This window comes from Clostridium vitabionis (genome assembly GCF_015351765.1).
Classification (GTDB): domain Bacteria; phylum Bacillota; class Clostridia; order Lachnospirales; family Lachnospiraceae; genus Clostridium_R; species Clostridium_R vitabionis.
In genome coordinates this window covers 845,579-857,539 of the sequence record NZ_JADKQA010000001.1, presented here as the reverse complement: position 1 = coordinate 857,539, position 11,961 = coordinate 845,579, and the positions used below count along the sequence as shown (strand labels likewise).

Sequence of the window (11,961 nt, the reverse complement as noted above, 5' to 3'; positions counted from 1 at the left end):
TTTATGAGTGGTAAGCTTGCGCTTTCCGACGAGATCCTGCTCTCGGTTTCCGAGCCGGCGCGCTATATCGGCGGGGAGATCAACAGCGTGGTGAAGGACAAATCCAAGGTGGATATCCGCTTTGCCATGTGTTTCCCGGACGTCTATGAGATCGGCATGTCCCATCTGGGCATCCAGATCCTCTACGATATGTTCAACCGCCAGGAGGGGATCTGGTGCGAGAGGGTCTATTCGCCGTGGCCGGATCTCGACAAAATCATGCGTGAGCGGCATATCCCCCTTTTTGCCCTGGAGAGCCAGGATCCTGTGCGGGACTTCGATTTTCTCGGCATCACGCTCCAGTATGAGATGTGCTACCCCAATATCCTCCAGATTCTCGATCTGTCCGGGATCCCGCTCCACGCCGGGGAGCGCACCTGGCAGGATCCCATTGTGATCGGCGGCGGCCCGTGCAGCTATAACCCGGAGCCCATCGCCCCGTTCTTCGACCTGTTTTACATCGGCGAGGGCGAGGTGGTCTACGGGCAGCTGATGGAGCTCTACCGGAAGTGCCGGCGGGAAAATTCCTCCCGCGAAGATTTTCTCCGCCAGGCAGCGAAGATCCCGGGGATCTATGTGCCCTCGCTCTACCGCGTGAGCTACGCGGCGGACGGAACGATCGCGGAGATGACCCCGGCCAGCGCGGATGTCCCGGCCTCGGTCTCCCGCCAGCTGGTCATGGACATGGATCACGCGGTCTATCCGGAAAAGCCGCTGGTTCCCTTCATCCGGGCGACCCAGGACAAGGCGACGCTCGAGGTTATGCGCGGCTGCATCCGCGGCTGCCGCTTCTGCCAGGCGGGGATGATCTACCGCCCGGTCCGGGAGAAATCCCCGGAACGTCTGGAGGAGCTGGCGGACCGGATTCTCCGCTCGACAGGCTACGAGGAGATCACGCTGAGTTCGCTGAGTACCAGCGATTGCCGGTGTCTTCCGGAGATCCTGGATTATCTGATCGAAAATGATGAGAAGAAGGGGGTCAATGTCTCCCTTCCGTCCCTCCGGATCGACGCCTTCTCCCTCGATGTGATGAAGAAGGTCCAGGATGTGCGGAAGAGCAGCCTGACCTTCGCACCGGAGGCGGGAACCCAGCGGATGCGGGACGTCATCAATAAGGGGCTCACCGAGGAGGACATCCTCCACGGTTCCGCGATGGCCTTCCGGCTGGGGTGGACGAAGGTTAAGCTCTACTTCATGCTGGGGCTCCCGGGGGAGACCCGGGAAGATCTCCAGGGGATCGCGGAGCTCGCGGAGAAGGTCGCGGAGACCTACTATGACACCATTCCCAAGGAGGAACGGAAGGGGAAGGTGCAGGTAGGCTTCAGCACCTCCTTCTTCGTGCCGAAGCCATTTACCCCCTTCCAGTGGGCGAGAATGGACACGGCGGACGAGTTCCTGGAGAAGGCCGCGGTGGTCAACGCGAGGAAGAAGGAGATGCTGAATAACCGGGCGCTGCGCTACAGCTGGCATGACGCGGCGACCTCTGAGCTCGAGGGCGTCTTTGCGCGCGGCGACCGTCGGATTGCCCCGGTGATCGAGAGGGCTTACCGGGACGGCGCCCTGTTCGATGCCTGGACGGAGTATTTCGACGCGGACCGCTGGAAGCGGGCATTTGCTGAAGAGGGTGTGGATCCCGGCTTTTATATCAACCGGGAGCGGCCTGTCGGGGAGAAGCTCCCCTGGGATTTTATCAACTGCGGGGTGACCAAAGATTTCCTCGCGAGGGAATGGCAGCGGGCGAAGGAAGGCGTGGTCACGCCAAACTGCAGGCAGCAGTGCATGGGCTGCGGGGCGAGAAGGTTCGGAGGAGGTGTCTGCTTTGAAAATCAGGGTTAAATTCGTGAAGCAGGGGAACCTCCGCTTTATCGGCCATCTGGATATCCTCCGGTATTTCCAGAAGGTGATGCGCAGGGCGGACATCCCGGTCCGCTACAGCGAGGGCTTTAATCCCCACCAGATCATGTCCTTTGCCTCCCCGCTCTCGGTGGGGATGATGAGCCGGAGCGAATACATGGATATTGACGCGGACTTCACGGGAAGCGGTGAGGAGCTTGTGCGGGCAATCAACCGGGCGGGCGTTCCGGAGCTTCGGGCGCTTACCGCGGGAAAACTCCGGGACGGCGCGAAGAACGCGATGTCGGCCACCGCGGCGGCCGCCTTCACCGTCTGGCTCAAGGAGGGGAGCGCGGCGGCGCTCGGCATCTCTGATGAGGCGGCGTTCTGGGATAAGGTCCGGGAATTCGGCTCCGCGCCTTCGATTCCCTTCACGAAAGAGACAAGGAAGGGAAAGAAGGAGACGGATCTCGCCCCCCTGGTTCATGAGATCCGTATCGTTACGGGGGGATTCGGGGAGGAGAATCCTTACCCGCGCCTGTACCTGCTCTGTTCCTCCGGGAATCAGGAAAATGTCAAGCCGGACCAGCTTCTCACGGCGTATTTCCGGGCGCGGGGAGAAGAATACCCGAGGTTTCTGTTCCAGACCGAGCGGGAGGAGCTCTACGCGGATGAGGGAGACGGGGAAATGCATGATTTCCGGCCGCTGTATTCCTACACGGAGCCGCTTTTCGGAAACCGTGCCGGAGCTCCGGCAATAGAAGGAACAGCCGAAGCAGAGGCGCCGGAACCGGCTGATGATCCGGCGGTGGTCCATTCCGGCGGGGAGAAAGTTTATGAGTAAGTGCGGCGCGCCCTCCCCGGCGGAAAATGAACCGGGAGAGGCTTCCCGGGCGGTGGGCGTGCGCACCGGGAAGCCGATCCGGACCTTTGTGATCACAGAATATGGCGGCCAGCTGCTGACCGCCCTCTTTGAGGACAGGCATATCCGCCTGCTCATCCCCGAGGAGCCGGAGGAGAGCCGCGTCGGCAATATCTACATCGGCAAGGTGCTGAATGTCGTGAAGAACCTCGGCGCCGCCTTCATCGAGTTTGAGCCCGGAAAAAACGGATATTTTGCCCTCGAAAAGAACGGGATGACGAAACTCGCTACGGGAACCATGCTCCCGGTCCAGGTCGAGAAGGATGCCGTGAAGACCAAATTTCCGGTGCTGACCCGGTATCTGGCATTTCCGGGCCGGTATGCCGTGCTCACACCGGGAAAGCCGGGGATCGGCATTTCCCACCGGGTAAAAGACGAAAAAACACGGGAACGGCTGAAAAACGCGCTGACCGGTTTCCTCAGGGAGGATGAGGGCGTCATACTCCGGACGTCGGCAAAAGACGCGGCGCCGGAGCTTCTTCTGGACGAGATCCTGAGGCTTCGCGGGACGGCAGACCGGGTAGCCCAGGCGGCGAAGACGCGGACGTGCTACTCCCTTCTCTATGGTGCGGATCCGGGCTATCTTCGGGCGGTCAGGGACGCTGGCGGCAATTTTGACCGGGTGGTCACCGATCTTCCGGAGTGCCGGGAGAAGCTTCTGCAGTATTTCCGCGGGGAGGAGCCGGAGCACGAGGCCAGTCTTTCCTTCTATGACGATCCGCTCCAGCCGCTCGCGAAAGCCTGGCCGCTGGACAAAGCGGTCCGGGAGGCGCTTGCAAAGAAGGTCTGGCTGAAGTCCGGGGGGAATCTCATCATCGAGGCGACCGAGGCGCTGACGGTCATCGATGTCAATTCCGCGAAGGCAGCCGGGCCGGGAAAATCGAGGCAGGCTGTGCTCAGGCTGAATCTCGAGGCCGCGGACATGGCAGCCAGGCAGATGATCCTGAGGAACCTCTCGGGGATGATCCTGATCGATTTCGTCAATATGGAGGACGAGGCGGATGTGGACATCCTGCTCCGGCACCTCCGGGATGTCCTTTCCATGGATCCGGTCCGGACGGTTCTCGTGGACATGACCGGGCTCGGTCTTGTCGAGATCACGAGGCAGAAGGTCCGGCGGCCGGTCGCGGAGGTTCTCCGGCCCGCCGGGGCGGAACCGTAGGAACTGTTCAGCCCCCGCATCTCGCGAAGCTTTGCTTCGTTCGATGTGGGAGCCCAGGCGCTTGCGGCGGATACTTTTTGCAAATTAGGATTGACAGCCCGTTTTATCCCTGATAGAATATTTCAGTGTGCCGCACAGCGAGGCTTGAAGTGTGCCCAACAGCTGGGCAACGCCGAAACTGGCGAGTTTATTTTAGAGGAGGTGCCATCAGGATGTATGCGATTATTGCTACCGGTGGTAAACAGTACAAGGTTTCCGAAGGCGATGTGATCCGTGTGGAGAAGCTCGGACTTGAGGCTGAGTCGCCCGTCACCTTTGATCAGGTTCTTGCGGTCAACAACGACAGCGAGCTCAAGATCGGTACGCCGACCGTTGAGGGTGCTACGGTTACCGGTTCTGTTGTCCGCGAGGCGAAGGCAAAGAAAGTCATCGTCTACAAGTTTAAGCCGAAGACAGGCTATCACAAGAAGAACGGTCACAGACAGCTCTTCACCGAAGTGAAGATCGAGAAGATCAACGCCTGATCCGGGCGGAGTTAATCAGATCATGATTCAGGCTGATATCTATACCGATCAGGGAGAGAAGCGGAAGATCGTCATCGACGGCCACGCAGGCTTTGATGACGACGGCAGGGATATTGTCTGTGCCGCGGTTTCCGTCCTTGCCCTGAATACGGCAAATTCCGTGGAAAAGTTCACGGAAGACCGTTTCCGTGCCTCGGAGGATGACGGCTATTTTGTCCTCGAGTTCACGGATAAGATCAGCGAAAAATCGAAGCTTCTTCTGGATTCCCTTGTGCTCGGGCTGACCAGCATCAGGGATAGTTATGGGGAAGAGTACATCAAAGTGAATTTCAGGGAGGTGTAAGTTATGTTCAGTATGAACCTTCAGCTGTTCGCTCACAAGAAAGGTGTCGGCTCCACAAAGAACGGCCGTGATTCCGAGTCCAAGAGACTTGGTGCCAAGCGTGCGGACGGCCAGACTGTTCTTGCCGGCAACATTCTTTACAGACAGCGCGGAACCAAGATTCACCCCGGAACCAACGTAGGCCGCGGCAGTGATGATACGCTTTTCGCACTGACAGATGGTGTCGTGAGATTCGAGAGACTTGGCAGAGATAAGACCCAGGTTTCCGTTTATCCGAAGACAGTGAACGCGTAAGAAACCGAGGCTCCGCACGGAAGTGCGGAGCTTTTTTGCTATGACCAGGCCTTGAAAAGCCGGAGGCGCCTGGCGACGGGTTTACACAGAGAAGGAGTATTGTAATGTTTGCCGACAGTGCCAGAATATTTATTAAGTCAGGGAAGGGCGGCGACGGCCATGTGAGCTTCCGCCGGGAAAAATTCGTCGCGGCCGGAGGCCCGGACGGCGGTGACGGGGGAAAGGGCGGCGACGTCATCTTCGAGGTGGATCAGGGCCAGAACACCTTAAATGATTTCCGGCATAACCGGAAATACATTGCCGGCAACGGCGGAGACGGAGAGAAGCGCCGCTGCCACGGCGCTGACGGCGCCGACGTCGTCCTCAAGGTTCCGGAGGGAACGGTGGTGAAGGACGCACAGAGCGGGAAGATCATCGTCGACATGTCCGGGGAGAACCGGCGGGTGGTCGTCCTCCGGGGCGGCAAGGGTGGCTTGGGCAATATGCATTTTGCCACGTCCACGATGCAGGTGCCGCAGTATGCGCAGCCGGGCAAGCCCGCGCAGGAGCTTGAGGTCATCCTGGAACTCAAGGTCATCGCGGATGTCGGCCTGGTAGGCTTCCCCAATGTCGGGAAATCGACTCTGCTCTCCCGGGTATCCAACGCCCGCCCGGAGATCGCGAACTATCACTTCACAACCCTTTCCCCCCATCTCGGCGTGGTCGATCTCGGGGAGAGCCAGGGCTTTGTCATGGCGGATATCCCCGGCATTATCGAGGGCGCCGCGGAGGGCGCAGGCCTCGGGCTGGATTTTCTCCGCCATATCGAGCGGACCCGCGTCCTGATCCATGTGGTTGACGCGGCGGGAACCGAGGGCAGGGATCCGGTGGAGGATGTGGAAGCGATCCTCCATGAGCTGGAGAAGTACAGCGCGAACCTCCTCGAGAAGCCGCAGCTGATTGCCGCTAACAAGATCGATGCCATTTCCCCTGAGGAAGGGGCGGAGGATCCCATCGAGCGCCTTCGGAATACCTTCGGCCCGCGCGGCATGGAAGTCTATCCGATCTCCGCGGTTACCGGCAAGGGCGTCCGGGAGCTGCTCTGGCGGGCAAATGCCATCCTGAAGACGATGCCCCGGGAGCCGGTGGTCTACGAATCCGATTATGAGTTTATGCCGCAGGTGGAGGATCTTCCCTACACGGTCGTCCGGGACGACAAGGGCGTCTATGTGGTGGAGGGGCCGAAGATTGAGAAGATGCTCGGCTATACTAACCTGGATTCCGAGAAAGGGTTCCGCTTCTTCCAGAAGTTCCTGAAGACCGCGGGGATCCTCGACAAGCTGGAGGAGATGGGCGTCCGCGAGGGCGATACCGTCCGGATGTACGGCCATGAATTTGACTATTACAAGGAGTAAATCATGATGAACCTTACAAGCAGGCAGCGCGCCTATCTCAAGGGGCTGGCCATGAACATCGATCCCATTTTCCAGATCGGGAAATCCAGCCTCACGCCGGAACTCACCCAGGCGGTGTCCGAAGCCCTGGAGGCACGGGAAATCATCAAAATCTCGATCCTGAAGAACTGTGCCGATGAGGGGAATACGCTCGCGCAGATGCTCGCGGAGCGGACGCATTCGACGGTTGTCCAGGTCATCGGGCGCAAGATCGTCCTCTATAAGCCGGCCAAGGAGGAGAGGAAGAGAAAGATCGTCCTTCCGAACTAGAGCGATGAAAAAAATCGGTCTGATGGGCGGAACGTTTGACCCGATCCATCTGGGACACCTGAATCTCGCGCGGCAGGCGTACACGGAGTACGGGATGGAGGAAATCTGGTTTCTCCTCTCCAAGATCCCGCCGCACAAGCGTGGACAGCGCGTCACCCCGGAGAAAGACCGCGAGGCCATGGTCAGGCTGGCGATCCGGGACTGCCCGGGATTTGTCTTTTCCGACTATGAACTCCGCCGGGAAGGCAGCTGCACCTACACGTCCGACACGCTCCGGGGCCTGGCCAGGGATTTTCCCGGCAGCGAGTTCTGGTTTATCGCCGGGGAGGACTCGATCCGCCACATTGAGAGCTGGCATGAGCCGGAGTATATCCTGACCCACATCCCTTTTCTTGCGGCCAGGCGTGAGGATGAGGAGACCCTGGGGCCGGAGGTTGATGAGCTGTCGCCGGAGATGGAATATCTCCGGAAAAAGTATGGGGCACGGATCCGGATGCTGCACTGCCGGGAGATGGAGATTTCCTCCTCGGAGATCCGGCGGCGGGCGGCAGCCGGCCTTTCCATCCGGGAATTTGTTCCGGGCCGCGTCGCGGATTATATAGAGGAAAATGGCCTCTACCGGGGCGGGGATTCCGGCATCGGCAAAGATGCGCGGGCAGGACGGGATAAAGGAGATTTTTCATGAACGCGGAGAATATTGCCATTCGGGAAAAACTGAAAAAGAAGCTTCCGCCGGCGCGGTTTGAGCACACGCTGGGGGTCTGCTACATGTCCGTTGCCCTCGCGATGCGCTGGGGGGCGGATATCCATAAGGCGGAGCTGGCCGGGCTCCTCCATGACTGCGCAAAGCAGTGGAAGAGCTCTGAGATCGTCGCGGTCTGCGATGAGAAGGGCGTCCGCCTCCGCGAGGAGGAACGGAGGACCCCCTCCGTCGTGCACCAGACGCTGGGTGCGTGGATGGCGGAGCACACCTATGGGGTGAAGGATCAGGAGGTTCTCTCCGCCATCGCCTGCCACACGACCGGAAGGCCGGGCATGTCCACATTGGATAAGATTGTCTATCTGGCGGACTTTATCGAGCCGGACCGGAAGATGCTGGACTGCATGGATGCCATCCGCAGGGAGGCGTTCGTTGACCTCGACGGGGCGGTGCTGATGGAACTGGAAAATGTGCTGGGGTATCTCCGGTCCACCGGAGCCCCGGTCGACTCGAAAACCCGGGAGACCTACGAGGATTTCCTGCGTCTCCGGGAGGAAAGGAGAAACCATGGATGAAGCGCAGAAGCTCAGGGATTATGTCAAGACGGCTGTCCATGCCCTCGGGGAGAAGAAGGGGGAGGATATCCGGGTCATTGACATCAGCGGCGTGTCTGTTGTCGCCGATTATTTCGTTATCGCGAGCGGGGACAGTGTGAACCAGGTCCACGCGCTCTCCGACAGCGTCGAGGAGGAGCTGGCGAAGGCCGGGCTCACCGAACACCGCACAGAAGGATATCAGGCGGCCGGCTGGATCCTCCTCGATTACGGCAGCATCGTCATTCATATCTTCTCCCGGGAAGACCGGCTGTTCTACGATCTGGAGCGGATCTGGCGGGACGGAAAGCAGATTGCCCCGGACAGCCTGTGACGGCTGCCTGAGAAAAATATCTGTGAAAAGCAAAAATTTGGAAAAAACGGCGAAAAAGGCGGCAGCGGATGCCGCCTTTTTTGTCAATATTCATCTGGCACAGGACTGACATTTTTCTGCATAGAGGAGTACAATAAGAGATTAGATAAAATAATAACAAAGCACTTTACACATGGAAAGGACTGCGTTTCATGCTGAGCAACAACAGTATTGTGGACCGCCTCTCAGAGATCGAGGGAAAAGCTGCTTCCGTTCTCGGAGAAATCGACGGGGACAAGGCGGCGGTCGACCAGGAGATGAAGGACAGGCGAGCCGCATTTGATGAGCAGATCGAAAAAGAGACAGAGGAACGTATCGCCGGAATCCGGAAGGAGCGCGAGGCTCAGGCGAAGGCCGTGATCGAGCAGGAAAACCGGGATACGGCGGCGCGCATTGACAAGATGAAACGGTTTTACCAGGATCATCACCAGGAGGCTGTTGACCGGCTTTTTGAACAGGTCCTGAAGAGCTGATAGAGGCGGAATATGGGAAAAATGCAGGAATTTGGTGCCGTCTCCGCCAAAATCCGGGCGATGCAGAGTCATCTGCTTGGTGAGGACGACTACCGGAAAATTGCGGGGGAGAAGACCTTCGCGGAGGCGCTGGCTGTCCTTGCGGAATATCCCGCCTACCGGAACCTGATCAGCGAGATTCCGCCGGACAGGGCAGACCGGATGAGCATTGAGGAGGCGGTCAGGAAGAGCGAGTACGCGGATTTCCTGAAGCTGTACCGCTTCTCCGGAATCCGGGAGAAGGCCTTTCTCCGTCTCTATGCTTCCCGGTATGAGGCGCAGGTCCTCAAACACTGTCTCCGCCATGCGGCGAGCGGCGAGGAGATCCTCGCCAGGGTCTCCTGCCCGGAGAGTATATTCTCGATCGCCTCGAAGGCGGACCTCGGCCGGCTGATCGCGGCGGGAACCCCGGAAGAGTTCTTTGCGGCGGCGGAGAAGAGCCAGTATGGCGCGGCGTTCCGGAAGCTTCACGCGGAGGGAAATGCGAAGCTCGCTGATTACGAGGCCGCGGTTGACCTCACCCGCTACCGCCTTCTCTGGGACGCGGAAAAAAATGGCCTGAAAAAGGAAGACGGGGCTATCCTCAGGGAGATCATCGGATCGGAGATCGATATTCAGAACATCATCTGGATCGTCAGGATGCGGGAATATTACAGCATGAGCCCCGAAGAGATCAGGAAGCGGCTGATCCCGATCCACTGGAAGCTCCGCCCCGTTCTCCGGGACCGGCTGATCGCGGCGCCGGATAGGGGAGCTTTCTGCGAGGTGCTTTCCCATTCGCCGTACGCACGGCTTCTTCCGGCGGGCGGGAAGCGGGAGATCTCGCTGGAGGAAATGAAAACCCGCGCGTTTGAGGCCGTCTACGGCGGCAGCGTCCGGAAGAATTATTATTCGATCGCCTGCATCGCCGCGTATCTCTTCCGCAAGGAGAGAGAATTGGAAAAAATAATCACCGCGCTGGAGAAAATCCGGTACGGAAAAGGAGGAACCGGTTCATGATCGAAAAAATGCGATTTATCAGCCTGACCGGTCCGCGGGACGATATTGACCGGGTTGTGGAGAAATATCTCCTCCGGTATGACATTCAGCTGGAAAATGCCATCACCGAGCTCGGGTCCACAACAGGGCTGACCCCGTTCCGCGCCGCGAACCCTTACGACAGCGAGAGGAAAACCGTCCACCACATCATCGAGACGTACAGCGATATCTTTACCGAGGTTTCCGACCGCTCCTATGAGCGGGAAAACACCGCGGAGAATGTCGGCCGCTGCGCGCGGAGCGTCGATGATCTTGCGAAGAAGCTGGCGGAACTTGAGGCCGTCGGGGACAAATTTGAAAAGGAAGCGGAGGCTGTAAGGAGCTCGCTGGATACGATCCGGCCGTTCACCGGCCTGGATTATGATATCCGCCGGATTCTCCAGTTTAAGTCCGTCCTGTTCAGGTTCGGGCGGATGCCGAAGGAATATTTTGACCGCTTTACGAGCCTCGCCTACGACCAGGTCTCCAGCATCCAGATCAAGTGCCGCGAGAACGGGGATTATGTGTGGCTGGTCTATTTCACACCGAGCGGGCAGAAAGACCGCACAGACGCGATCTATTCCTCCATGCACTTTGAGCGTCTCTTTATCCCGGACGAATTTATCGGCACGCCGAAGGCGATGTCGGAAAAGCTGGAAAGCCAGCTCGCGGCCGTGGAAAAGCAGGTGGAGGTGCATAAGGCAAGGGTCAGGGAATTTCTCTCGGCCAACGCCGGAGAGCTGATCGAGGACAGGGATTGCCTCGACTCCTACGAAAAAATCTTTGAGGTGCGGCGGTACGCCGCCTACACCAAGCATGATGAGCACATGTTCTACATCATCTGCGGCTGGATGACCGAGAAGGAGGCCAGGCGGCTGGATCCGGAAATCGAAAGCGACAAGAAGATCTTCGCGCTCGTCGATGACAAGAGCCATACCGCGAAATCCAAGCCGCCGACGCTCCTGAAGAACCCGAAGATCCTGAAGCCCTTTGAGATGTACACGAAGATGTACGGGGTTCCGGATTACAACGAGATGGATCCCACATGGCTGATCGCGGTCACCTACTCGTTCATGTTCGGTTTCATGTTCGGGGATCTCGGCCAGGGCCTCTGCCTGCTGGTTGGCGGCCTTCTCCTCTACCTGCGGACCGGGAACAGCCTGACGGGGATTATCTCCTGCTGCGGTATTTTCTCCTCCCTGTTCGGCGTCATGTTCGGCTCGGTCTTCGGCTTTGAGAATATCGTTCCCGCCCGCTGGCTCCGTCCGACGGAGGCCATGATGCAGCTGCCCGGCGTGGGAAAACTCAACGTCGTTTTTGTGGTGGCGATCGCCATCGGCATGGGGCTCATCCTGTTCTGCATGCTGCTCAACATCATCAACAGCTTCCGCGCGGGGACCCTCGGGGAAATGCTTTTTTCGGCAAACGGCGTCGCGGGGATGATTTTCTATGGGGCGATTGTCCTCATGATCGCGCTGTTCCTTGCCGGAAAAACGCTTCCGGCAGGAGGGCTGCTGGCAGTGCTTGTGATCATCCCGCTGCTCCTGCAGTTTTTCAAGGAACCGCTGACCGCGCTGATCGAGAAGAGGAAGGCGGAGCAGGACAGCGAAAAAGCCGGCCCGGTGATGTTCTTTGTCCAGGGCTTTTTCGAGCTGTTTGAGGTTCTCTTGAGCTATTTTTCCAATACGCTGTCGTTCGTCCGTGTGGGCGCCTTCGCGATCAGCCACGCGGCGATGATGAACGTGGTTCTCATGCTTGCCGGTGCCGAGTCGGGAAATCCGAATCCGGCGGTGATCATTCTCGGCAATCTCTTTGTCTGCGGCATGGAAGGTCTTGTCGTCGGCATCCAGGTGCTGAGGCTGGAATATTATGAGCTTTTCTCCCGCTTCTACCGGGGAACCGGCAGGGAGTTCAAGGCGAATATCTGACAAAGAAAACCAATCTGT

14 protein-coding genes are annotated in these 11,961 nt (G+C 58.7%); all 14 read left to right on the top strand.

All coding sequences use genetic code 11. The features are described from left to right. Nucleotides 1-3 precede the first annotated feature (3 nt). The 14 genes from ISF27_RS03690 (at nt 4) to ISF27_RS03625 (ending at nt 11,943) form a co-directional block, all read left to right on the top strand. Nucleotides 4-1,875 carry a TIGR03960 family B12-binding radical SAM protein gene (locus ISF27_RS03690; protein WP_194609197.1) on the top strand — a complete coding sequence of 624 codons (1,872 nt, stop codon included), beginning with the start codon at nt 4-6 and terminating at the stop codon, nt 1,873-1,875. Then, complete coding sequence (locus tag ISF27_RS03685; RefSeq protein WP_194609196.1) at nt 1,859-2,716, top strand: TIGR03936 family radical SAM-associated protein; 858 nt, start codon at nt 1,859-1,861, stop codon at nt 2,714-2,716. The genes ISF27_RS03690 and ISF27_RS03685 overlap by 17 nt, the downstream gene beginning before the upstream one ends. Further along, a complete protein-coding gene (locus tag ISF27_RS03680; RefSeq protein WP_194609195.1) occupies nt 2,709-3,956 on the top strand; it encodes a ribonuclease E/G in 1,248 nt (415 codons plus the stop codon). Before ISF27_RS03685 ends, ISF27_RS03680 begins: the two co-directional genes overlap by 8 nt. Before the next feature lie 212 nt (nt 3,957-4,168). Further along, nucleotides 4,169-4,480, top strand: a complete 312-nt coding sequence (rplU, locus tag ISF27_RS03675) for a 50S ribosomal protein L21 (protein WP_194609194.1) — start codon at nt 4,169-4,171, stop codon at nt 4,478-4,480. A 22-nt stretch (nt 4,481-4,502) separates the two neighbouring features. After that, complete coding sequence (locus ISF27_RS03670) at nt 4,503-4,823, top strand: ribosomal-processing cysteine protease Prp (protein ID WP_194609193.1); 321 nt, start codon at nt 4,503-4,505, stop codon at nt 4,821-4,823. Nucleotides 4,824-4,826: 3 nt separating this feature from the next. Beyond that, the gene (gene rpmA / locus ISF27_RS03665) at nt 4,827-5,117 is read left to right on the top strand and encodes a 50S ribosomal protein L27 (protein ID WP_194609192.1); all 291 of its coding nucleotides are present in this window, start codon (nt 4,827-4,829) and stop codon (nt 5,115-5,117) included. A 104-nt stretch (nt 5,118-5,221) separates the two neighbouring features. After that, nucleotides 5,222-6,511 (top strand): GTPase ObgE, encoded by a 1,290-nt coding sequence (gene obgE, locus ISF27_RS03660; protein WP_194609189.1) that lies wholly within the window; start codon nt 5,222-5,224, stop codon nt 6,509-6,511. 6 nt (nt 6,512-6,517) lie between these two features. Further along, nucleotides 6,518-6,820, top strand: coding sequence for a ribosome assembly RNA-binding protein YhbY (gene yhbY, locus ISF27_RS03655; RefSeq protein WP_194609696.1), 303 nt, complete (start codon nt 6,518-6,520; stop codon nt 6,818-6,820). Nucleotides 6,821-6,824: 4 nt separating this feature from the next. Then, a complete protein-coding gene (nadD, locus tag ISF27_RS03650) occupies nt 6,825-7,505 on the top strand; it encodes a nicotinate-nucleotide adenylyltransferase (RefSeq protein WP_194609187.1) in 681 nt (226 codons plus the stop codon). Then, complete coding sequence (gene yqeK / locus ISF27_RS03645; protein WP_194609185.1) at nt 7,502-8,095, top strand: bis(5'-nucleosyl)-tetraphosphatase (symmetrical) YqeK; 594 nt, start codon at nt 7,502-7,504, stop codon at nt 8,093-8,095. Before nadD ends, yqeK begins: the two co-directional genes overlap by 4 nt. Continuing rightward, complete coding sequence (rsfS, locus tag ISF27_RS03640; RefSeq protein WP_194609183.1) at nt 8,088-8,447, top strand: ribosome silencing factor; 360 nt, start codon at nt 8,088-8,090, stop codon at nt 8,445-8,447. Before yqeK ends, rsfS begins: the two co-directional genes overlap by 8 nt. A 191-nt stretch (nt 8,448-8,638) precedes the next feature. Further along, nucleotides 8,639-8,959 (top strand): hypothetical protein, encoded by a 321-nt coding sequence (locus ISF27_RS03635; RefSeq protein ID WP_194609181.1) that lies wholly within the window; start codon nt 8,639-8,641, stop codon nt 8,957-8,959. Nucleotides 8,960-8,980: 21 nt separating this feature from the next. After that, entirely contained in the window at nt 8,981-9,997 is a 1,017-nt protein-coding gene (locus ISF27_RS03630) for a V0D/AC39 family V-type ATPase subunit (RefSeq protein WP_194609179.1), read from the top strand. After that, complete coding sequence (locus ISF27_RS03625) at nt 9,994-11,943, top strand: V-type ATP synthase subunit I (protein ID WP_194609177.1); 1,950 nt, start codon at nt 9,994-9,996, stop codon at nt 11,941-11,943. Before ISF27_RS03630 ends, ISF27_RS03625 begins: the two co-directional genes overlap by 4 nt. Nucleotides 11,944-11,961: the final 18 nt, after the last annotated feature.